Annotated in this window: 20 protein-coding genes and 2 pseudogenes; 14 read left to right on the top strand and 8 right to left on the bottom strand. The window is 61.8% G+C overall.

Going from position 1 to position 22,152, the window contains the following annotated elements; genetic code table 11:
* Positions 1 to 223 (bottom strand): ATP-binding protein (locus NKH42_RS29725; protein ID WP_352974727.1); only part of this gene is annotated, 223 nt, incomplete at its 3' end.
* A pseudogene (locus tag NKH42_RS29730) lies at positions 223 to 978 on the bottom strand (Mu transposase domain-containing protein); the annotation flags it as partial. The pseudogene NKH42_RS29730 and the gene NKH42_RS29725, both read right to left, overlap by 1 nt.
* A gap of 767 nt (positions 979 to 1,745) precedes the next feature.
* Here NKH42_RS29730 and NKH42_RS29735 point away from each other — a divergent pair.
* The 3 genes and pseudogenes from NKH42_RS29735 to NKH42_RS29745 all read left to right on the top strand — a co-directional run bounded on the left by NKH42_RS29735 (position 1,746) and on the right by NKH42_RS29745 (position 4,892).
* Positions 1,746 to 2,975, top strand: coding sequence for a tyrosine-type recombinase/integrase (locus tag NKH42_RS29735; RefSeq protein WP_352974729.1), 1,230 nt, complete (start codon positions 1,746 to 1,748; stop codon positions 2,973 to 2,975).
* Between the two features lie 104 nt (positions 2,976 to 3,079).
* Positions 3,080 to 3,820, top strand: a pseudogene (locus NKH42_RS29740) (tyrosine-type recombinase/integrase); the annotation flags it as partial.
* A 73-nt stretch (positions 3,821 to 3,893) separates the two neighbouring features.
* Positions 3,894 to 4,892, top strand: coding sequence for a tyrosine-type recombinase/integrase (locus NKH42_RS29745; RefSeq protein ID WP_352756636.1), 999 nt, complete (start codon positions 3,894 to 3,896; stop codon positions 4,890 to 4,892).
* 424 nt (positions 4,893 to 5,316) lie between these two features.
* Here the strand turns inward: NKH42_RS29745 and NKH42_RS29750 are convergent, their stop codons facing one another.
* Positions 5,317 to 6,210 (bottom strand): LysR family transcriptional regulator, encoded by an 894-nt coding sequence (locus NKH42_RS29750; RefSeq protein ID WP_352756638.1) that lies wholly within the window; start codon positions 6,208 to 6,210, stop codon positions 5,317 to 5,319.
* Between the two features lie 57 nt (positions 6,211 to 6,267).
* Between NKH42_RS29750 and NKH42_RS29755 the strand changes: the two genes are divergently transcribed.
* On the top strand, positions 6,268 to 7,485 hold the full coding sequence (locus tag NKH42_RS29755) for an NADH-dependent flavin oxidoreductase (protein ID WP_352974731.1): 1,218 nt from the start codon (positions 6,268 to 6,270) through the stop codon (positions 7,483 to 7,485).
* 33 nt (positions 7,486 to 7,518) lie between these two features.
* On the top strand, positions 7,519 to 8,352 hold the full coding sequence (locus tag NKH42_RS29760) for an SDR family oxidoreductase (protein ID WP_352756641.1): 834 nt from the start codon (positions 7,519 to 7,521) through the stop codon (positions 8,350 to 8,352).
* A 106-nt stretch (positions 8,353 to 8,458) separates the two neighbouring features.
* Here NKH42_RS29760 and NKH42_RS29765 read toward each other — a convergent pair whose 3' ends face one another.
* Positions 8,459 to 9,352 (bottom strand): LysR family transcriptional regulator, encoded by an 894-nt coding sequence (locus NKH42_RS29765; protein WP_352756643.1) that lies wholly within the window; start codon positions 9,350 to 9,352, stop codon positions 8,459 to 8,461.
* Positions 9,353 to 9,502: 150 nt separating this feature from the next.
* On the opposite strand from NKH42_RS29765, the gene NKH42_RS29770 reads away from it, so the two are divergent.
* The 6 genes from NKH42_RS29770 to NKH42_RS29795 are packed head-to-tail and all read left to right on the top strand — an operon-like array spanning position 9,503 to position 14,332.
* On the top strand, positions 9,503 to 10,693 hold the full coding sequence (locus tag NKH42_RS29770; protein ID WP_352756645.1) for an MFS transporter: 1,191 nt from the start codon (positions 9,503 to 9,505) through the stop codon (positions 10,691 to 10,693).
* Positions 10,690 to 11,160, top strand: a complete 471-nt coding sequence (locus NKH42_RS29775) for a cyclophilin-like fold protein (protein ID WP_352756647.1) — start codon at positions 10,690 to 10,692, stop codon at positions 11,158 to 11,160. The genes NKH42_RS29770 and NKH42_RS29775 overlap by 4 nt, the downstream gene beginning before the upstream one ends.
* Before the next feature lie 19 nt (positions 11,161 to 11,179).
* Positions 11,180 to 11,575, top strand: a complete 396-nt coding sequence (locus tag NKH42_RS29780) for a (R)-mandelonitrile lyase (RefSeq protein ID WP_352756649.1) — start codon at positions 11,180 to 11,182, stop codon at positions 11,573 to 11,575.
* A gap of 25 nt (positions 11,576 to 11,600) precedes the next feature.
* Positions 11,601 to 12,617, top strand: coding sequence for a zinc-dependent alcohol dehydrogenase family protein (locus tag NKH42_RS29785; protein WP_352756651.1), 1,017 nt, complete (start codon positions 11,601 to 11,603; stop codon positions 12,615 to 12,617).
* Between the two features lie 58 nt (positions 12,618 to 12,675).
* Positions 12,676 to 13,110: a lipocalin-like domain-containing protein gene (locus NKH42_RS29790; RefSeq protein WP_352756653.1), complete on the top strand. Its 435-nt coding sequence runs from the start codon at positions 12,676 to 12,678 to the stop codon at positions 13,108 to 13,110.
* Positions 13,111 to 13,150: 40 nt separating this feature from the next.
* Positions 13,151 to 14,332 carry an arabinose transporter gene (locus tag NKH42_RS29795; RefSeq protein ID WP_352756655.1) on the top strand — a complete coding sequence of 394 codons (1,182 nt, stop codon included), beginning with the start codon at positions 13,151 to 13,153 and terminating at the stop codon, positions 14,330 to 14,332.
* 247 nt (positions 14,333 to 14,579) lie between these two features.
* Here the strand turns inward: NKH42_RS29795 and NKH42_RS29800 are convergent, their stop codons facing one another.
* From NKH42_RS29800 to NKH42_RS29810, 3 genes are read right to left on the bottom strand one after another with little or no spacing between them, the layout of a single operon-like run.
* Positions 14,580 to 17,882, bottom strand: a complete 3,303-nt coding sequence (locus tag NKH42_RS29800; RefSeq protein WP_352974732.1) for an error-prone DNA polymerase — start codon at positions 17,880 to 17,882, stop codon at positions 14,580 to 14,582.
* Entirely contained in the window at positions 17,879 to 19,402 is a 1,524-nt protein-coding gene (locus NKH42_RS29805; protein ID WP_352906498.1) for a DUF6504 family protein, read from the bottom strand. Before NKH42_RS29805 ends, NKH42_RS29800 begins: the two co-directional genes overlap by 4 nt.
* Positions 19,314 to 20,078 carry an ImuA family protein gene (locus NKH42_RS29810; protein ID WP_352756667.1) on the bottom strand — a complete coding sequence of 255 codons (765 nt, stop codon included), beginning with the start codon at positions 20,076 to 20,078 and terminating at the stop codon, positions 19,314 to 19,316. The genes NKH42_RS29805 and NKH42_RS29810 overlap by 89 nt, the downstream gene beginning before the upstream one ends.
* 234 nt (positions 20,079 to 20,312) lie before the next feature.
* Here NKH42_RS29810 and NKH42_RS29815 point away from each other — a divergent pair, with 234 nt between their 5' ends.
* Entirely contained in the window at positions 20,313 to 20,792 is a 480-nt protein-coding gene (locus NKH42_RS29815) for a hypothetical protein (RefSeq protein WP_352756658.1), read from the top strand.
* A gap of 128 nt (positions 20,793 to 20,920) precedes the next feature.
* On the opposite strand, the gene NKH42_RS29820 is transcribed toward NKH42_RS29815, so the two are convergent.
* Positions 20,921 to 21,076: a hypothetical protein gene (locus NKH42_RS29820; RefSeq protein WP_352651218.1), complete on the bottom strand. Its 156-nt coding sequence runs from the start codon at positions 21,074 to 21,076 to the stop codon at positions 20,921 to 20,923.
* Between the two features lie 24 nt (positions 21,077 to 21,100).
* Here NKH42_RS29820 and NKH42_RS29825 point away from each other — a divergent pair, with 24 nt between their 5' ends.
* Both NKH42_RS29825 and NKH42_RS29830 read left to right on the top strand, forming a co-directional pair.
* The gene (locus tag NKH42_RS29825; protein ID WP_352756660.1) at positions 21,101 to 21,361 is read left to right on the top strand and encodes a hypothetical protein; all 261 of its coding nucleotides are present in this window, start codon (positions 21,101 to 21,103) and stop codon (positions 21,359 to 21,361) included.
* A 3-nt stretch (positions 21,362 to 21,364) separates the two neighbouring features.
* The gene (locus NKH42_RS29830; RefSeq protein ID WP_352756662.1) at positions 21,365 to 21,616 is read left to right on the top strand and encodes a hypothetical protein; all 252 of its coding nucleotides are present in this window, start codon (positions 21,365 to 21,367) and stop codon (positions 21,614 to 21,616) included.
* Positions 21,617 to 22,152: the final 536 nt, after the last annotated feature.

Consider the following 22,152-nt stretch of genomic DNA (forward strand, 5'->3'; position numbering starts at 1 on the left):
CGAGTTCGCGCACAAACGGGAACTGCGCGATCTTGCCTGCCATGGAGATGCGCCGCTCGTCGCGCCGCGCGATCTCGCGCGTCACCAGGAAGGCCAAAGCCTCGCGCAAGGTCATTTGCGAACGCGCCGCTTCGTCCAGCAGCGTATCGAGCTGATCCCGGATCGCGGTCAGCTTCAGCCGGTCGAGCTGAGCCACCAGCATCTCGTGATCGACCGTCGTCATCACCAGCTGCCTCCCACCAGTGCCTCATATTCGGCCAGCGGCCGCAACAGAGCGGAAGGCGCAACGATCTCCGCCGGCGCCGATCGCACCGGCGCAGCAGCGCCGACCACGCCGGCAAGATGCGCCCGCTCGACAATCCGTTGGCGACGCCCGCGGCACAAGGCATGATCCGCCACCACCTCGCCCGCATGACGCACGATAACGCGGCCGCCCAGCACCACGACTTGGACGCTCTCCCCGATCAGCCGCCAGGGAACCGAGTAACTGTTCGTGTCCAGGTCGATTGCGCAGTCCGCCTGGACCTTGCGCACGAGATCGCGCAGCTGCCCAAACGGTGCCCGTCCGCCCAGAGGGCGAAGCGCCATGGCTTCTTCGGCAAAGCGCTCCGCAGGAGCCACGCCGGTCGTGCCATGCACACGCTGATCGGCAATCTCGCGTGTCCACCGGTCCAGATGCGCCTCGAACGCCGCCCAGTTCTCGAACCGGCGGCCGGCAATCGCATTGCGCTTGACATAGCCGACCCCGCGTTCGTCCTTCCCCTTCGTACGCGCCCGGTAGGGCGCACAAGCCCGCGGCGTAAATCCCCAGTAGCGGGCAAAGGTGTGCAGCCTCACATTGAACCGCACCTCCCGCGTCGTCGCATCGTGATGTTCGACCAGCGCCTTCGGATTGTCGAACAGTACTTCCGTTGGAACCCCGCCGAAGCGAAGGAAGGCTCCTTCCATCCCCTCGAACCAGTCCGCCTGGCGCTCCCGAGGCGCGGGGCTGACAACTACTCCCGGCCGTCGAAACACACGAACAGGCCAGTGGCGGAAGCTACCTCAAGGATAGCCTCAGTTAGCTCTTCGTCAGATGCCCGCAGATTAGGCGCAGTCACACGGACTCGTTCTATTGCAGCCTTGATCGAGACAATGTCTCAGCGAGCCGCCCCGTTCAGGAGTGCAGCAATAGCCTGATGTAGAATTGGACTGTTGCGCAGTTCTGCGTTCCCAAGCCAACGCAGAATAACGGAACGAGCCACCGGCGGAACGTAAGTTACGTGGGCGGCGATGGATTCCTGAGCACAACGGGCCGAAGCGGTTCGTGAATATAGAGATTTCGCTACTTCGATCCGGACGCTAATGACAGGGCTAGCGCGGAGAGGCTCAAAGGGTTCAGCTACGACATTGGACCTTGAAAGTTGAACGGCCGCTATCGTCCTTCCCTGCATCACAAGGGGACCTACTGCTTTCGGCCCCATCTGCGTCATTCGCAGAACCTCGTTGATGGCCCCTGGATGAGAAAGCACTCGTAAGGATATCTCTTGCGACCACCAGCTCAGCGGTCCCTTGTCAGCGGATAAAGCACCTATTTGAAGTCCCGCGTCTTCACCTTGATCTGGTCGATGTGAAGATAGGGATCTTATCCCGAGTCGGAGACTATGCCGATCAAGCTGCCTAGGCCACGGGACTTTCGGTAAAAAAGGCCGCCACGGCTCGGCATAGTATTCTGCCCTCCTTGCAACAATGCAAAGGAGAGCAAGATGACTAGCACCATTAATCTCTACAGCCACCAGCTATGGCAGCGATTTGATGGATGGATTTTTCGAGACAACGTCGATGCTTACATCACTCGGATGCAGGCTTCCGGTTATCGGACGCAAACAATCTGCCGCGCGATAAGGACGGTCGGGGATTATGCCCGGTGGCTCATCGACCATCATCACGATGGGAGTGACGTTTCTCGCAAGACGGCTTTAAGCTTCCTGGGCTACCGGAAAAGGATCCGTAAGCTCCAAAACGGTGATCGATCGGCGATCTTGCGGTACCTCGTTGAGCTGCTTGAAGCTGGCTTCGTTCTGAGCCCGCCGGTGACCGATCCACATGAGCAGGTCCTTGTCTCGTTCAGCGAGTACCTCAGACGAAAGCGAGGGCTTCAGCCCGGCACGATCGAGTCCAGCGTATATTACGTGTTGCCGTTTCTCAGGGAGATCTGGAACGGCACGGACGACCTAAGGCAGATATGTCAACGGGATGTTTTGAATTACGTCGAGCGGCATGTTCATGACCGCGGCGTCAGAACAACGCAAGGCATATTCACGCGGCTGCGATCCTTCCTGCGATATCTGTTTGCCGAGGGTCTGCTCGATGAAGACCTATCATCATGCGTTCCCGCTATTAGCGGGCGCAGACACGCACCACTTCCGAAGTTCCTGACGCCTGCACAACTGCAGAGCGTTCTCGATGCTTGTGATCGCACCACGCCCGCAGGGCGTCGCGACTATGCAATTCTGCTGCTGTTGGCTCGCCTGGGACTGCGCGCGCACGAGGTTTCAAAGCTCTCGCTAGACGATATGGATTGGGGCTCCGGCGTGATCTCAATCACTGGTAAGGCGGGAACGCAGTCGGTGTTACCTCTGCCGTGCGACGTCGGCGCCGCGATCGTCGACTACCTGGTAAACGATCGACCATCTTCAGCATCTCGGCAGGTCTTCCTGCGCCTGGAGACGCCGAAGGTGGGTTTTCCTACCGCAACCGGTGTCATTTTGGTCGCCACGAGGACTTTAAAGCGTGCCGGCATTACCGGGATCGCAAACGTTCGCTCGCATGTATTCCGACACACACTTGCGACAAATATGGTTCGGTCCGGCGCGACTCTAAATGAGATCGGCCAAATCCTCCGGCATCTGAGCCACGACACCACACGGATTTACGCGAAGGTGGATCTTCCGCGTCTGCGCCTGCTGAGCCTTCCCTGGCCGGAGGCCACCTGATGACAAAGCTCCACGACTTTCTCGAAGCGTATCTCCGGACAAAGCGTGCTCTGGGTTTCAAACTCAAGGACGGCGATGGCAAGCTCCGCAACTTCGTTGCGTTCATGGATCGACGGGGAGCGACCGTCGTAACAGGCAAGCTGGCAATAGAATGGGCGGGAAGCTCGGCCGGCCCTGCAACGTGGGCGATCCGACTCTCCGCGGTCCGAACATTCGCCCGGTATCTCGCCGACCTTGAGCCAGGGACCGAGATCCCCCCGACTGGGGTGTTCCCGCAGCATCACCGGCCGCAACCCCATATCTACACCGCTGAGGAGATCGAAGTGCTCCTCTCGGAGATAAAGCGATGTCGTTCGAGGAACGGCTTCGGGCAATGGACCTTCCATTGCTGTATCGGCCTGCTCGCGGTGACCGGAATGCGACTCGGGGAGGCGATTCGGCTCAAACGTTCCGATGTCGATCTTGATGCCAGGGTCATTTCCGTCGAGGAGTCGAAGTTCGGCAAATCGCGGATCGTTCCAGTCCATCACACAACCGCATCCGTGCTTCAGGATTATTGTGAACGACGGGATGCCAGCCCAGCAAGGCGGCTGGGCGATCGCTTCTTCGTCGGCGAACGCGGCAAGGGCCTCTATAAGCAGCGCGTCGAGTTCGTCTTCATCACGAGTATGCGGCGTGCGGGTCTTCGTGGAGCGGTCGGCACGCGCGGGCCGAGGATTCACGACCTTCGACACACCTATGCCGTCAACACGCTCTTGCGATGGTACGAGGCCGGTGACGACGTCGACCGTATGCTTCCGATCTTGTCGACCTATCTCGGACACACCCACACCCGCGACACGTATTGGTATCTTTCAGCGTGCCCCGAGCTCATGCGCCATGCCGCCGATCGGCTGGAGAGCAGATGGGGGATGCGGTATGAATCCGACGATCCTTCCGTCTTTGATCGAGCGGTTCTTCACTCAACGACTGATGCAGCAGCGGAACGTCAGCCCCAACACGATTGCCTCCTACAGGGATACCTTTCGACTCCTTCTTCGTTTCGCGTCGAAGAAGCTCGGCCGACCGCCGTCGCGGTTGAACCTTACGGACCTTGATGCCCGTCTGATCGCTAGCTTCCTCGAGCATCTGGAGACCGAGCGGAGCATCGGAGCACGATCGCGCAACCTGCGTCTGACGTCGATCAGGACGTTCTTTCGTTTCGTTGCGTTCGAAGAACCGGCATATAGCATGCAGATCCAGCGTGTCCTGGCGATCCCACCAAAGCGCGTCGCCCGCCGGGAAGTGGAGTTCCTCAGCCGAGCCGAGATCGAGGCTATCCTCGCTGTCCCCAACAAGGCGACGTGGGCAGGCCGTCGCGACTACACGCTGTTGCTCGTGGCAGTCCAGACGGGCTTGAGACTGTCCGAGATTGCCGGCCTCGATCGGGACGCCGTACAGCTCGGCGTCGGCGCGCATATTCGATGCTTCGGCAAGGGGCGGAAAGAGAGAAGCACCCCGCTGACCAAACTGGCACGGGAGGCCGTCAAGAAGTGGCTGACTGAACCAGCGCACAACGGTGCGACCGCGCTGTTTCCCACCATCCACGGAGATCGCATGAGCGCGGATGCTGTGCAATTTATGTTGTCCAAATACGTGAACGTCGCAGCGGAGACCTACCGCTCCCTGCGTTCAAAACACGTTTCACCCCTCACGCTCCGGCACAGCGCCGCCATGGAATTGCTATTGGCCGGCGTCGACCTGGCGGTGATTGCGCTTTGGCTTGGCCATGAATCAATTCAAACAACACAGACCTACCTCCATGCTCATCTCGCGCTGAAGGAGGCGGCGTTGGCGAAGGTGACAACTATGGAGGGGCAAAAAGGCATGCGCTTCAAGCCGGGCGACAAGTTGCTGGCATTCTTGAATGCGCTTTGATTTCTCAATGTCGGTGCCGGGCAGCCACTTGCCCGGCACCGATCCTCCCTGCTCGGATCCTCATGATAGACTACCCGGCTAGGGGGCCAAGGGTCGATAAGCTTGGCAGTCAGCTCACGACTTCGAGTCAGTCTTTCAGGCTGGGCTGCGGAGCACCCGAAACATCCCGTTCATTCAGCACCTGCTTTTCGGCTTAAGCGGGGCCGGAAGCGGCATGGCGGCTTAAGGCTCTGAATTCTGGAATCGGACGTCACCGCGACGCAGTCCGTCAGGGTAAGTTCAGACTTTTCTAGGGCGAGCTGCCAGGGCGCGCCGGTTCTGCCTGAGCGGGGGGAAACCCGATTGTCGACGTCCAGCGAGGTTGTGCATATGAGGGAAGGATAACTCACAAGCGGCATGCATGTTTGAGTTCGTTTTGCCCCTGTCATGGCTTGAGACGGAGTGCCTCGATAAGTAGAGCGAAGGCTGCAGTGTGCTGGCGTCGGCTGGGGTAATAGAGGTGATAGCCTGAGAAGGGTTGGCACCAGTCTTCTAGTACCCGGATAAGGCGTCCGTCTGCGGTGAACGGAGCAACCTGGCTTTCAAACGTGTATGCTAAACCGAGCCCGTCAAGGGCCGCAGCCTCGAGCATTTCACCGTCATTGATGACGAGTGGGCCATTCATCCTGACTTCAAGTTCCTCCCCGTCTTTCTCGAACTCCCAGGCAAAGAGCCCGCCGCCGGTCTTCTGACGGTAGCTGATGCCTCTATGTTCCCCAAGTTCGCGCGGTGTCTTTGGAACCGTTCGGTTTGCAAAATACGACGGTGATCCGACTACCGCCATGCGCAGGTCCGGGCCGATCCTTATTGCCACCATGTCCTTCTGGACCTGCTCACCGATCCGGATACCGGCGTCGAATCTGCCTGCAACGATGTCAACGAGGCCCTCGTCCAGGCTCAATTCCACTTCGATATCCGGATACTCCAGTAGGAGTTTGGCGATGACGGGCCACAGTACTGATTTGGCAGCATACCGGAATGTCGTCAGGCGAATTAAGCCAGTGGGCTTGTCGCGCAGGGCGGTGACGGCGGCGATCTCGCTTTCGATGTGATCGAAGGCCGGTCTTAGGCTTCGCAGCAAGCGCTCTCCAGCTACGGTCACGGACAGGCTGCGTGTGGTGCGTGAGATCAGCCGGACTCCCAGCCGCTGTTCCAGCGTTCTGACAGCGTAGCTGAGCGCCGACTGCGATAGGCCGAGCTTTGCCGCGGCTCGCGTGAAGCTGCCTGCCTCCGCTACGGCGATGAAGACTGCCAGTTCGCTAAAATCTCCGCGCCTCATTTATCAATCCCATTTCTAACTTCATGCAGATTATAGCGGCTAATCGTATCGAGTCCCATGCCTTATTTCACCCTCAGAGACAAAGAAACGCGGGTCGAAAGGGAAACGCCTGTGGACACCAAACGACAGATTTTCCAGCCGTTCCAATTTCCGAACGGGTTGAGCCTCGACAACCGGATTGTCATGGCGCCGATGACCACCTGGTCGGCCAACGACGACGGAACGGTCTCTGATGCGGAGATCACCTACTACCGGCGTCGGGCGACCGGCGTCGGGCTTGTGCTCACAGGCTGCACCCATGTGTTGCCCGACGGCATCGGCTTTTCGGGCGAATTCGCCTCCTATGACGACCGTTTCACCCCAAGCCTCTCTCGGTTGGCGTCAGCGGCCAAAAGCGGCGGGGCCCTGGCCGTGCTGCAAATCTTCCATACCGGGAATAAGGCCGTGCCGGCACTTATACCCGGTGGCGAGGTCGTCAGCGCCAGTGCGCTCGAAGTCCCGCCCGGCCCCTTCAATCCGGGCGGCGTGAAGACACGTGCACTGACGAATGACGAAATCCTCGCGATCATTGCCGCCTTTGGCGAGGCGACACGACGGGCCATTGAGGCAGGTTTCGATGGCATCGAACTGCATGGCGCTCACGGATTTCTGATCCAGAACTTCTTCTCGCCTCTCTACAATCAGCGTGGCGATGAATGGGGCGGCACCCTCGAAAATCGGATGCGTTTCCCAATCGCCGTAGTGCGCGAGGTAAAGCGAGTGGTCGCTGCGCACGCGGACCGCCCCTTCCTCGTGGGCTATCGGGTGTCACCCGAGGAACCCGAGTCAGGTGGCTTGCGTATCGCCGACACGTACGAGCTGATTGAATGTCTTATCGACGAAGGTGTGGACTACGTCCACGCATCGCTGACGAGCGTTCTCGAGGCAAAGCCTATAGAGGCACCCGAGGGCGACACCATCGCTGACCTGATCACGCGCCGAGCCGGCGGGCGGTTTCCGGTCGTTGCCGCCGGCCAGGTCAGAACGCCTGGGCAGGCCGAACTCGCCCTGCACAGAGGCCTCACGCTCGTCGCGGTTGGGCAGGGGCTGGTGATAAACCCGGCGTGGGTCGAGCTGGCAAAGAGCGGCCGCGAGGATCTGATCGGGACCGAAATCCGGCCGTCGAGCGTTCCGGGCATCGATATTCCAGCGAAACTATGGGGTGTGATTCAGTCCGCCACCGGGTGGTTCAAGATCACCGCTGAAACGGACGTGCCAAAAGCCAACGCGGCATAAATTGAAAAGATACTGGCTAGGAAGGATACGGCTATGAATAGAGTATGGATGATTACCGGCGCTGGACGAGGCATGGGCCTCGACTTTGCCAAGGCAGTGTTAGCCATCGGCGATAAGGTCGTTGCGACCGGTCGTAACCCCGATCGGGTCGCCAAGGCGATCGGCCAGTCGGACAATCTTTTGGTCGTGACGTTGGACGTGACCAAGCCGGCCGACGCCGATGCTGCGGTGAAGGCAACCCTCGACCGCTTTGGTCGCCTGGACGTGCTCGTCAACAATGCCGCGGGCTTCTATGCGGGCTATTTCGAGGACCTGACTCCGGCCCATATCGAACTTCAGCTCGCGTCCACCCTGACCGGGGCCATGAATGTCACCCGTGCAGTCCTGCCGGTGATGCGCGCGCAGGGTTCTGGCAAGGTCATTGCAATCTCATCGACGGCCGGTCTGGTTGGTTTCGAGTTCTGTTCTGCGTACGCGGCGGCAAAATTCGGCGTGGATGGCTGGATCGAGTCGCTGCAAGCCGAGGTGGCGCCGTTTGGCATTGAAACGATGATCGTGAACCCCGGGTTTTTCCGCACAGAGCTGCTGACGGACGAATCCACTCAATATGCTCCGTCATCCGTTAGCGACTACAGCGAACGTCGCGCCCAGCAGATAACGGGCTGGAAAGCCGCGAACGGTCAACAAGTCGGCGACCCGGCCAAACTCGCGCAGGCGCTGATAACTCTGGTCGACAAGCCGGAACTGCCCCGTCGGTTCATCGCCGGCGCCGATGCTCTTGGCATGGTCAGGCAGAAACTCGCTCTGCTGCAGCAACAGGTCGACGCCCATGAGGAGCTATCCAGCTCACTGGCCTTCGACAGCTGACCGTCGCGTCCAGCACTGCCATTGTCGCAAGTCTATTTATGAGCGCAATCGATCGCCTCCTGCCATTACCAATGTCAGCTTCTGATGCATAGGCACAGTCTTGAGGTCAGATGCGATGGCGGAGCGCCTCAACGAGCACCGCCATCGCAGGCGAGAGCTGTCGCCTGCTCGGGTAGTAGAGGTGATAGCCCGCAAATGGCGGACTCCAGTCGTCAAGCACGAGCCTAAGGCATCCCTTGGCGATGTGGTGGCTGACGAGGTTTTCCGGGACATAGGCGATCCCGAAACCGCTTATCGCAGCCTCGATCATGGGAATGGACGAATTGAAGGTGAGTTGGCCTTCCACCCGCACACGAAGGTCGCGACCATCCCTGGCGAATTCCCAGGCATATAATCCGCCGAACGTCGCCTGCCGCATATTAATGCAGTCATGATCGACCAGATCCTGGGGTGCGGTCGGAACCGGATGGCGGGAAAAGTACTCCGGCGAAGCCACGGCCACGAGCCTCCAATCCGGCCCGATGCGCACTGCGATCATATCCCTGTCGATGCTCTCACCAAGCCGCACGCCTGCGTCGAAGCGCTCCTCCACAATGTTCTTCATGCCGTTGTCGCTGTAGAGCTCGACGCACACGTCAGGATAGTCGTTGAGCAAGGGCTGCAGCTTCGGCCAGACCGTCGTCTGGAGCGCATGGTCGGACAGCGTGATACGGACCGTTCCGGAGGGCTTGTCGCGAAAAGCCACCAGACTTGCAAGGTCGGCTTCGATTTCCTCGAAGCGGGGAACAAGAGACTGGAAAAGTCGCTCGCCGGCCTCGGTCGGAGCGACGCTCCGCGTCGTACGTGTCAGCAGGCGGACGCCAAGACGAGCTTCAAGCTCCTTGATTGTCGAGCTCAGGGTCGACTGCGAGGTTCCGAGCTTGGCCGCCGCCTTGGTGAAGCTGCGCTCCCGGGCGACCGCCAGGAACCAGAGCAGATCCTTCATGCCATCGCGCTGCATAGGGCACCTCCCGTCTGACATTTATATCATGAGCAGATAAGTCCATGCGAATTACTCAGTCTAATAGAATGGGTTCCTCTGCAATATCTTCTGGCATCGCGACGGGGATTGGCGGCTGATCCGCCCGGTCGCCTTGCAAGGATGCCAATTATGGAAACGACGTACGACACAAGGCTTGTCGAAGACCGCGCCGCGTGGGGCGCGGTGTTGTCGATGGCGCTGTGTGTTTTCGTGCTCATCGCGTCTGAATTCATGCCGGTCAGCCTGCTGTCGCCGCTAGCGGCCGATCTCGGCATCACCGAGGGCCGGGCGGGACAGGCGATCTCGATTTCGGGCGTTTTCGCCGTCGTGACCAGCCTGCTGGTCGCCGGCCTCACGCGCCACATCGACCGCCGACTGGTCGTGACCGGCTTCACCCTCCTCCTCATCGTGTCCGGTTTGGCTGTCACCTTCGCGCCGAACTACGCGTTCCTCATGGTCGGCCGGGCGCTGCTCGGCATCGCGATCGGCGGGTTCTGGTCGATGTCGACCGCGATCGTCATGCGCCTCGTGCCGCAAGACATGGTTCCGAAGGGTCTCGCCATGCTAAACGCTGGCAATGCCATTGCGGCCACCATCGCCGCGCCGCTGGGCAGTTTTCTTGGCGCCTATGTCGGCTGGCGCGGCGCTTTCTTCCTCGTCGTGCCGTTTGGACTTCTGGCGCTGGTTTGGCAGTGGATAAGCCTGCCGGCGCTGCCCCCGCGCCGGAGAAAGCGTCCAGGCAATCCGCTGGCGCTCCTCGGCCGTCTTCCTGTCGCCATCGGCATGGCGGCGATCATGATGCTGTTCATGGGCCAGTTCGCGCTCTTCACCTATCTGCGGCCCTTCCTCGAGAGCGTCACTCAGCTCGACATCGCTGCCCTCTCGGCGGTCCTGCTGGCGATGGGGCTGGCGGGGGTGCTCGGCACATGGTGCGTCGGCCGGCTTTTGCGCACGCGCTTGTTCAGCATCCTCATCGTCATCCCGCTGGTCATGGCGGCGCTGGCGGCTGCGCTCATTGTCCTCGGTGCCTTGCCGGTTCCCACAGCGCTGCTGCTCGTTGCCTGGGGCTTCTTCGGCACGGCGGCGCCCGTTGGCTGGGGCACGTGGCTCAGTCGGACGTTGCCGGACGACGCAGAGGCGGGCGGCGGGCTGCAGGTGGCAGTCATCCAGCTCGCCATTACAGGCGGCGCCGCGATCGGCGGCACGCTCTTCGATACGGTCGGCTGGTGGGGAGCGTTCACTTTAGGCGCGGTGCTGCTCTGCGGATCGGCGCTCGCCGCCCTTGCCGAATCGCATATGGCCCGGAGGTCTTTGCCATGACCATTGAGCGTGCGCCGCTCAGCCGCCGGACATTGCTCGGCGCCGCGCTCGCGGTGGCGGCCCTGCCTCGCGCAGCCGCCAGCCAAGAAGGCGACACCCCCGTCAGCCAGGAGCCCACTGACATGAAGATCAGGATGATTTTCAACGGCCGCACCATGACCGCCACGCTCTACGACAATCCGTCGGCGCGCGACTTCTTCTCCATGCTGCCGCTCGACCTCAAGATCGAGGACTACTCGCATAACGAGAAGATCGCCTATCTGCCGCGCAAGCTGACAGAGGAGGGAAGTGGTCCGTTCGCCAACGAGCAGCCCTATGACCTGTGCTATTTCATGCCCTGGGGCAATCTGGCCATGTTCTACGCCGACTATCGCCATCCCGGGCTGATCAGGCTCGGCCGCTTCGACGAGGGCGAGCAGGCCCTGCACATTCGCGGCAAGTTCCCGCTTCGCATCGAACGCATTTGAGGACGCAAAGGAGATCACCATGGACATTCTTCGCGCTGGCACGAGGCCTTCCGGCAAGGGGCCACCTGACTGGTTCACCGGCACGGTGCGGATCGATCCGCTCTTCAATCCCTTCGATGCCGGGCGGGTCCAAGGCGCACAGGTGACCTTCGAGCCCGGCGCCCGCACCGCCTGGCACACGCATCCGCTCGGCCAGACGCTGATCGTCGTCTCCGGCCTCGGCCTCGTTCAGAGCGAGGGCGGGCCGGTCGAGGAAATCCGTCCGGGGGACGTCGTCTGGTTCGCGCCCGGCGAGAAGCACTGGCACGGCGCGTCGCCTCAGACCGCCATGACCCACATCGCCCTTCAGGAGGTCAAGGACGGCAAGGTCGTGGACTGGCTGGAACATGTCAGCGACGCCGACTACGGCGCTTGATCTTCTCCACTCGAAAGGAACCAAAATGCTCGCAACCCTTCTTTACAAACCGGGCGACATCCGCTGCGAGGAAATCGCCGATCCGAAAATCATGCGGCCGACGGACGCCATCATCAAGCTCTCGGCAAGCTGCATCTGCGGCTCGGATCTGTGGCCCTATCGCGGGCTGCAGCCGGTCGACGGCCCGATGCATATGGGCCACGAATATTGTGGCATCGTCGTCGAGGTCGGCGCAGAGGTGCGCACGGTCCGTCCCGGCCAGTTCGTCGTCGGCTCGTTCTGCCTCTCCGACAATACCTGCCCGCATTGCCGCTTCGGCTTCCAGTCGTCCTGTGTGCAGCGCGAGTTTATGTCGGGCGCGCAGGCGCCTTACGCCCGCGTGCCCTTGGCGGATGGCACACTGGTCGCCACCGCCGAGGTGCCGCCGGCCGAACTCATCCCCGACCTGCTGGCTGTGTCCGATGTGCTCGGCACCGGCTGGTATGCGGCCGACGCAGCCGAGGTCCGAGAAGGATCGACGGTGGTGGTGGTTGGCGACGGTGCGGTCGGCCTGATGGGCGTGCTTGCGGCCAAGGAGATGGGCGCCGAGCGCATCATCGCCATGAGCCGGCACGCCAGCCGCCAAAAACTCGCCCGCGAGTTTGGCGCCACCGACATCGTCGCTGAGCGCGGCGAGGAAGGTGTGGCCCGCATCAAGGAACTCACCAAGGGCGTCGGCGCGGACTCCGTTCTGGAATGCGTCGGCACGGCGGAATCCTTCGACCAGGCTCTGGCCTGCTCTCGCCCCGGCGGCACCATCGGCTATGTCGGGGTGCCGCACGGCGTGAGCTTCGACGGCCAAAAACTATTCTTCGGCCAAAAGCGCATGATGGGCGGCCCGGCGCCTGTGCGCCGCTTCCTGCCCGACCTTATGGACCGTGTGCTCAACGGCAGGATCAAGCCCGGCAAGGTCTTCGACCTCAAGCTGCCGTTGGCCGAGGTCGCTGAAGGCTACCGCGCCATGGACGAGCGGCGCGCTATCAAGGTCATGCTTTCGGTTTGAGCGAAGATTGGGCGGACGGCCTGTCCGCACCCACAACTCAGAAAAGGAACAACGTCATATGACGATGAGATTGAAGATCGCCGCCCTTGCGCTTGCGCTTTCGGTCGCGACACCGGCTTTCTCCCAAAAGTCCCCGATCATCGGCGCATGGCGCATGAGGTCGCTCGCGGCCGGTGCCGAGGGAAATCTCAAGCCCGTGCCATATTCCGGCCAGGTCATCTTCACCGAGGCCGGCACCCTCTCGGTGCAGGCCCAGAACCCCGACGCCAAGGCGCCGGACACGCCTTACACGGCGAATGGCTACGAAGCCTATTACGGGCCGGTCGCCATCAACGACCAGGACAAGACCTTCGTCATCACGATCGAGTCCTCCCTGGTCCGCAACCTTGTCGGGAAGAGCATGAAACGCAAATTCGAAGTCACGGACAACAAATTGGTCCTCACGCCGGACAATCCGGCCGAAGGCTGGCGCGTGACCTACGAACGTTACTGATCGGAACAGCCCGGCTGTCAAAGCATTATCGGTGGCCACAATGGCGCAGACTTCAGACCGAAATGGCGCGATAGCGGAACTGGTGCCAATCATGGCGGCTGTCTTCGCCGGCTTCCTCCTGATCGGCTTGGCGCTACCCGTCCTGCCGCTGCATCTTCACCAGCAGCTCGGCTTCGGCCCCTTCGCGGTCGGGCTGGTGACGGGCAGCCAGTTCGTCGCCTCGATGCTGTCGCGCATTGGAGCCGGAAATTATGCCGATGGGCGCGGCGGCAAGCGGGCCGTCATCGTCGGCCTCATTGCCGCTGCCCTGGCGGGGTTCATTTACCTCGGCTCGCTGGCATTGCTCGACCGGCCGGTAGCGTCCGCATCGGTGCTCTTCGCTGGCCGGGCGGTACTGGGCGCGTCGGAGAGCTTCATCATTACCGGCGGCGTCGCCTGGGGCCTCTCCCCTGCGGGCGGACAGAACTCCGGAAAGGTCATAGCCTGGGTGGGCACGGCGATGTTTGCGGCGCTCGCGCTAGGCGCGCCGATCGGATCTGCGCTTTACGCGGCGAGCGGTTTCACCGCGATCGGACTCGCGACGGTCGGCCTGCCGCTTGCGACGCTGCTTGCCATCCTGCCTATGCGTGGCACCAGCGCCGCCGCGAGCGCCGCGCGACAGGCATGGACGAGCGTGGCGCAAGCGGTCTGGCTTCCCGGCGTCGGAGCTGCTTTCTGCAGCCTTGGCTATGGCGCGATCCTGTCCTTTGGCGCCCTGCTCTTTGCCGAACGCGGCTGGCAGCCAGTCTGGCTTCCCTTCACCGCTTATGCCGCGTCGCTGATCGCGGCAAGGCTGTGCTTCGGCCACCTGCCCGACAGGCTTGGGGGCGCACGCGTCGCCGTGATCTTCGTGGCGGTCGAGGCGGCAGGGCTGATGCTGATCTGGCTTGCGCCCGGACCCGTTCTCGCCGCCATCGGAGCGGGCCTGACTGGCCTTGGCTACTCGCTGGTCTATCCCGGTTTCGGTGCCGAGGCCGTAAGCCATCTTCCGCCACGCAGCCGCGGCCTGGCCATGGGACTCTACACCGTCTTCCTCGACGTGGCGCTCGGCTTCGGCAGCCCTGCGCTCGGCTTGGTCGCTGGGTCGGCCGGGCTGCAATTCGTCTTCTTCGCCGTCGCGACGGCGACGCTTCCGGCATTGGGCATCGCGCTGCTGCTGGCTCGCCGTAACGCTCCACGATAGATAGTCTGTGCTCGAGATGTCGCGCAACCACGATCACTCCCGCTTCGGGCGACGTCTGCTTCCGGGCAATGGCAAGATCGACTTCTACGGCCGACATTGGGCGCATTGCCGTCGAAGTGCGGCGGGCACCTGAACGGCCGCTATTCCAGCTTAGTCTAGCTGCCCAGAAGCCGTCGGGTGGGATACGACCACACTGAGAAATTCGCGACGCCGGACACCTTGACTATGCCGAGCCGCGGCGGCGTTTTTACCGAAAGTCCCGTGGTTTAGACAGCTTGATCGGCATGTTCTCCCACTCGGGATAAGATCCCTTATGCCGAGTTCGGCATAAGGGATCGATGATGTTCCTCGGCTTTGGCGCCTTCGGCATGCCGCGCGGGTCCGGTGTCGGGCTGCCGTGATGGAATTCGTCGCCGCGCCCATGCGGCAGCGGGAAGGCAGCATCACGATCGCCAACGCTGGCCAGATCGGCGGAAAGATCGCTCAAGCGATGAGCGACGAGATGGACCACCTCGCCTTCGCGCTGAATCCGCCCATAGACGGCAATCATGCCGGCGCCGAGCACGACCCGGCGATATTTCTCGAAGACCTTCAGCCAGACCACTAGATTGGCGATGCCGGTCTCGTCCTCAAGCGTGATGAACATGACGCCCTTGGCTGAGCCGGGCCGTTGCCGGACCAGCACGAGCCCAGCTGCTTCCAGCCATTGACCGTCGCGGGCCTGCATCGCCTCGCGGCAAGAGACAATGCGTTTGCGGCGTAGATCTGTGCGCAGGAACGAAACGGGGTGATCGCGCAGCGTCAGTCCAACATGTCCATAGTCCTCGACCACCTCACCGCCTGATGTCATGGCGCGCAATGCGACAAGGGGTTCCTGTATCTCCGGCACCGTCTGGCGCGCCCGTGCGGAGGCGGCCGCAAACAGCGGCAGCGGCTCGTCGCGCAGTGCCTTGATCGCCCACAGTGCCTCACGCCTCGCCAGCGATAGAGACGATTGGAACGCGTCGGCCTGGGCGAGCTCAACCAGAGAGGCGGCGGGAACACCGGCCCGGTACCAGAGGTCATCCACCGAGGCAAAGGGCTGGTCGGCGCGTGTCGTGACGATCGTTGCCGCGTCGGCATTGGCAAGACCGCGGACCATCCGCAGGCCAAGGCGAACGGCGAACCGATCCTCTTCCGCGGTGGGCTCGAGCGTACAGTCCCAACGCGAGGCATTGACGCAGACCGGACGCACCTCGACGCCATGGTCGCGGGCATCGCGAACGATCTGTGCCGGCGCGTAGAAGCCCATCGGCTGGGCGTTGAGAAGGGCTGCGCAGAATACATCCGGGTGATGGCATTTCATCCAGGACGAGGCGTAGGCGATCAGCGCGAAGCTCGCCGCATGGCTTTCGGGAAAGCCATAGCTTCCGAAGCCTTCCAGCTGCTTGAAGGTCTTTTCGGCGAACTCGCGCTCATAGCCGTTCTTCACCATGCCGCCGATCAGCTTGGCACCGAAGCTGGAGACGCCGCCGGTGTGTTTGAAGGTCGCCATGGCGCGGCGAAGCTGGTCGGCCTCGCCCGGGGTGAAGCCGGCGCATTCGATCGCCACCCGCATCGCCTGTTCCTGGAACAGCGGTACGCCCAGTGTTTTTCCGAGCACTTTTTCGAGCTCAGGCTTGGGGTAGACCACTTCTTCCTTGCCTTCGCGGCGGCGCAGATACGGATGCACCATGTCGCCCTGGATCGGTCCCGGCCGGACGATCGCCACCTCGATCACCAGGTCATAGAAAGTCCGCGGCTTGATGCGCGGTAGCATCGACATCTGCGCACGCGATTCGATCTGGAACGTGCCGAGCGTGTCGGCCTTGCGGATCATTGCATAAGTTCGCGGATCTTCAGCCGGGATCGAAGCGAGATCGAGATCTATTCCCTTGTGCTCGGCCAGCAGATCGAAGCCGCGCTTCATGCAGGACAACATGCCCAGCGCCAGGACATCGACCTTCATGAACTTCAGCGCATCGATGTCGTCCTTGTCCCATTCGATGACCTGACGATCCCTCATCGCCGCCGGCTCGATCGGCACCAGATCGTCCAGCCTGTCACGAGTCAGCACGAAACCGCCGGGATGCTGCGACAGGTGGCGCGGCGCTCCGATCAATTGCCTGGCCAGATCCAGCGCAAGCCGAAGGCGGCGGTCGCCGAGATTGAGGTTCAGCTCCTCGGCATGCCTGGGTTGGACGCCTTCGTCCGACCAGCCCCAGACCTGTGACGACAGCATCTTGATGAGGTCTTCGGGCAGACCCAGAGCCTTGCCGACATCGCGCAAGGCGCCCTTCGAGCGATAACGGATGACGGTCGAGCAAAGTGCTGCGTGCTCACGGCCGTAGGTGTCGAACACCCATTGCATGACGATTTCTCGCCGCTCATGTTCGAAGTCGACATCGATGTCGGGAGGTTCGCGGCGCTCCTCCGAGACGAAGCGTTCGAACAGTAGATCATTGCGGTCGGGATCGATCGAGGTGATGCCCAACACGTAGCAGACGGCGCTGTTGGCAGCCGACCCCCTGCCCTGGCACAGAATGTCCTGGCTGCGGGCAAAGCGAACGATCGAATTCACCGTTAGAAAATACGGCGCGTATTGCAGCTTCTCAATGAGCTGCAATTCATGCTTGAGCGTGGCGATAACCTTGTCGGGCACCCCCTCGAGGAAGCGCTCCGTTGCGCCTTCCCAGGTCAGCTTCTCCAGCGCCTGCTGCGGCGTCAGGTCCGGCAGCATGCGCTCCTCGGGATATTGGTAAGCAAGTTCATCCAGTGAAAACCGGCAGCGCTTGGCGATCTCAAGCGTCCGAGTGAGCGCCTCGGGGTAGCGACCAAAAAGCCGGGCCATTTCCTCAGGCGGTTTCAGGTAACGGTCGGCATGTCGCTCTCGCCGAAACCCTGCATCGTCAATGGTGACATTGTGGCGGATGCAGGTGACGACATCCTGGAGGATGCGACGTGACGGCTCGTGGAACAGCACATCGTTGGTGACGACTGTCGGCACGCCGGCCTGTCCGGCAAGGTTGGACAGATCGTGCAGCCGCAAAGCGTCATTGGGACGGCGGCGCAACGTCAACGCCAGATAGGCCCGATCATCAAATGCCTCGCACAGTCGCCGCAGCCAGAGCGAGCATGTATCGTCAGCTTGATCGGGAATGAACACGGCAACAAGGCCTTCGCCATACGCGACAAGGTCTGCCCAATGCAGCACGCATTTCGCCTTGCCGCCACGCTTCTTGCCCAGCGACAGCAACCGGCAAAGCCGGGAGTAGGATGCGCGGTCGGTTGGATAAACCAGGATGGAGACTTCTTCAGCTAGATCCAGCCGACACCCGACGATCAGCCTGACACCTGTTGCCTTCGCCGCTTCATGCGCGCGGACAATGCCGGCCAGGCTGTTGCTATCACAGATGGCAAGTGCGGGCATGTCCATGATGGCGGCCTGCGCAAACAATTCTTCGCAGGAGCTGGCGCCGCGCAAAAAGGAAAAATGCGAGGTGCATTGCAGTTCGACGTAACGTCCAGTCATCCGAAGATGCCGTGCAGGAACCAGCGATGCGAGCCGGTCGCTTCATCCTCGCCGTCGCCGGCGCGATAGATCCAGAACCGCTCGCCGGCTTCATCCTCGACCTGGAAGTAGTCGCGCACGGCGGCAAGCTCGGCGTCGCGCTTCCACCACTCGCCGAAAACTCGCTCAGGGCCATCGGCGCGCTTGACCCTTCGACGGATGCCTCTCCAGGTAAAGCTGGCCGGCGGATGATCCGGCAGCAGCGCAATGGCCTCGATCGGTTCCGGCACGGCAAACAAACGGGCCGGGCGCGGCCAATGGTCCGGCCATGCCTCGCCGGTTTCCACCGAGCCCGGAGCCACACGCCGCAACGATCGCTCCGGCACGTCGCTGGCAACTGGTGCAAACCGGTAGAGCTTCTCCTCGCCGACACGATTGCCGAGTATGTCGATCAGATCCGAGATGTCGGCGTCCCGTTGCTCGATGAGTGACGAGATAGTCTGCTTAGGTGTCAATGGTTCAGCCAAGGGCGCGGACAGCCGCATCAACTCGATGCCGAAGCCCGGATCGACCGTCTCGATCTTGTCGCATAACAAACGCGTCAGTCTCTTCACATCGCGGACCGGCAAGGCCGTGCTGACGCGAATGGCCTCGACGCGGTTGTCGACGCGGTAGAGCAGCAGGTCGAGCCGCCGCGCGCCGAGCCCCTTGGTCTCCAGTTCGGCACATAGCGCCTGAACAAGCTTGCCAACATAGCGGGCGATCGTCTCGGCCGCACCGATGTGCTCGCCAAAGCCGCGCTTGACCTCGACCACATCGGCTGCCCGTACGGGCTCAATCGGTTCGGCAAGGCACCCGGCAGCCTGGTCAAGGCGGCGGCCGAGTTCCGGCCCGAAGCGCAGCGTCAGTGGCGCGCGCGGCTGCTTCAGAAGCTCGCCTACCCGGTCGAACCCCAAAACCCGCAGACCGCTGACGATTGCATTGGGCAAACGCAGTGCCGCGATGGGCAGAGGAAGGATCGCATCGTAGGTTGAATTGACGGCGACCACGCGGACGGTCTGCTTGACGTAGCGCGCAATAGCGTGAGCGGCACCCCAGCTATCGGCTATCGCGGCCCGCGCCGAGAAGCCGACACGGCCGAGGCGTTCGACCATATCGGTCAGCATCAATTGTTCACCGCCATGAAGGTGGTCGGCGCCCGTGGTCTCCAAGACCAATCCGTCCGGAGGATCTGTCGCGACGATTGGCGCGTAGCGCCGCAATGCCCATAGCGCTAGCCGCTCCAATGCCTCCGCGTCGGCTTGGGGTGCGGCATCCATGACCGCCAGCCCCTGCACGAGGGCCTGCGCTTTCGTAGCCGGCATTCCGACGCGCAAGCCCGCTTCCACTGCCGCGCGATCGACTGCGGTCACGAGGCGACAATTGCCTTGCCGCCCGACCAGCACCAAGGGCCTATCCGGTGGCGGCGAGACGTCGCCCAATTTCCTTCTGAGCCGATCTGTCGACCAGCTTGGAAGGAAGAGCGAGACGACCCTTTGCATCACAAGCCTCCACTTCGATATCCAGCGTTTCCCCTCCACGAGACCTGATCAGTTCAAGTTGCCATCGCGCCCGGCCAATACCCGGCACGGGGAGCGGCCTCGATGGCAAGACAGAAACTCGCCAGCGGCTGACCGAAGCCGTCGGCTGTCCGAAATCGGCAGCTTCAGTCTGGCGGCGCCAGCGACGGATGGCGATCCCCATGGCGCCCGAGCCTTCAGCTGCAAGCTGCAAGCGGCGCGAGGCCGTCATCGACAGCCGGGCAACCTCGGCAACCACAGCCCCAAGCCCGACATGCCTCAAACCTTCCTCGAAGCAGGCGAGCAGGGATTTATCGTCACCGGCTTCGACGTAGATCACGCGGTCCGGGTGAAGTCCGACCTGGGCGATTGCCGGCGCGAACAGATCTTGACGCGTCACACACCACAGCACCTTGCCCTGCGCCCTGGCCGCAATTCCTGCAGCAAAAAGCGATGCAGCAGCGCCATCGATGGCACCATTGCCGCCGCCGGCAACCTCATGGAGAGCACCAAGCGCCACGCCGCCTCCGGGCAGATGGTTGTCGATGGCCGCGACACCGAACGGGAGCACCGCACGCGCGCGCGTGTTCCCGCCTTCGAGATGCGCAATGCGATCCCGGAGATCGGAAATGGCAGCGATTGGCGTCGATGCACTCATTTGTTTCCTGAACGCGAAATGCTGACGAATGTTCCTCATTTGTTCTCTTCCTAATAAAGAGTCAATGGTATGGCGGGGTGGCGCTGCGGAAGAAATTCCAAAGGCTTTCCGGAAGACGACAAGCCAACCGAGGATGAGGACCAGGCTGCTTCGGTTTGGATGGAAGCCGACGAGGCTGCGACGGCGGCATGTTGTGCGGGCTGGCCGGAAGACAGAGTTCCGCGCCATCAGATCATGGAACTGATCGACGTTCCCCAAACGAGATTGCAAGCTGAGGCGCTTCCGGACACGTGGCCGGCGCGCAAGCAGCTCTATCCTGATGTTGTCACCCGGTTGGAGACCACGACCGGGCCGGACCGCCAGATCGATTTCGATATTGCCTTCGTTCTTGGTTGGGTGCCTGAGCGACCGACGCTGGATCGGGTTGAGCCGCTTTCGGAAGATGGCGACCGTATCCCCTTCTTCACCAGCGATCTCGCCCAGGTTGGGGAAATGGCTCGCAAGGCGCCTAAGGACTGGACGATTGAGATTGACCTGGATCCCTATGATGCCCACGTTTTCGACCCTGCCGCCGCCGATGACGGTGAATTGCGCATGGCGGCGTGGCGCGATTTCGATGGTTCCTTGCTGATGGAGAAGCCGCCCGCAAATCCTGCAATCGCACTGACCCTAGCAATGATGCGCGGCCAGTCGATGCATTTCGAAGAGTGCTGAACGGGATAACACGGGTTGCCATCGTCTATCTATCTGCTCGGCCCCCTTCGGGTCGCACGGCCAGATGGCCGAATTGCTGACGAGGCCACACCGCATCTGAGGAGAGAGACCATGTCAGAAAAACCACCTTATATGCCGACGGGCATTGGAATGGGCATGATGAGCGACGACGAGACCAAGGTCGGCGTTCTGATATTCGAAACGGCGGAAGGTAATTCGACTTCGCCGTTAATCTCCAGGCGGTCGATGTCCTCACCAAGGTAATCAATAAGATCGAGATGCATCTCCGCTCCGGCAGGACGCACTGAGTGTCCGACGATGTGTCAGATCAGAAAAAGCCGAAGCTGATCGTTGTCGTGGCGTTCGACCGCGGCGAGGATGGCGAACTGTTCACAGCATACGGCCAGACCGACCAGCAGAGCGAGGACCGCGCGATCCGTACAGCAAAGGCGCTGGCTTCAAACCACGTCGGTGTCATAGCATGGAGTCGCGACGCCAACGCGGCGCTTGGCGACTATGGACCGCCGACAGTGCTGTTCACCAACGGCGACGTGCCGGAGATGGAGTGAAGAATGATAAATCCGCCCAGGCACCTGGACGACCATGATTACGCAGACCGCGCGCTAGACTGTCAGGAGGCCATGGAGCCCGGCTTTCAGGCAATCATTGATAGCATGTTGGAGGTAGGCTGGACCCGGGGTGAGACACTGCGGGCGCTAAAGCGACTCATTGCAGCCGACAACATGACGCAGAAAGAGAATGCCAAGACTGAAGTCGAACTCGCTATTGCGCGTGCCATGGTACGCGCCGGAAAGCCGCTCTAGGCGGTCAACTCCGAAGCGATTGCTTCGGTAACTGGTGGCACTGAGGAGACGGTTGCTGACAGGACGATACGGTCGGCGCCGGCGACTGCCGGCGCTCAACGGAAAAACGGCGTATAAACCGCAGTTCTGCGCGCGTCCGCAACAGCGGATATTGTCGCGCGTAGGACGGAGGAAATTCGCCCCCGTCGCGGGCGGTGAACAGGACAGCCGTAGGAGCGTCAGCATGGCGCCGGCCGCAGGACGGGACGCGGGACCGACTGTCCCCGCCCACGGCGGTCCGTATGCTATGCAAGATAGCCAACTGCTCGTCGCTGGCTAAGCGACAATGGCGAATGCAATCCCAAAACGAAGATCAGCGGTCGATGCGCCTGAGCGAAGCCTCGTTCGCGAGCGGTGGGCAAGCATTCTGACGTCAACCGTTCCGATTTGCACGCCATTGCCGCCGTTTTCCGAACCCTACGTGGGGGACATCTTCCTAACAGCGATGTGCATTCGTAAGAAAAGGTCGCATTCCAAATTGGCGCGGCGCGGGATGT

Origin of the sequence: Mesorhizobium sp. M1142 (assembly GCF_040318565.1) — a bacterium.
In the GTDB taxonomy this organism is placed as follows: Bacteria; Pseudomonadota; Alphaproteobacteria; order Rhizobiales; family Rhizobiaceae; genus Mesorhizobium.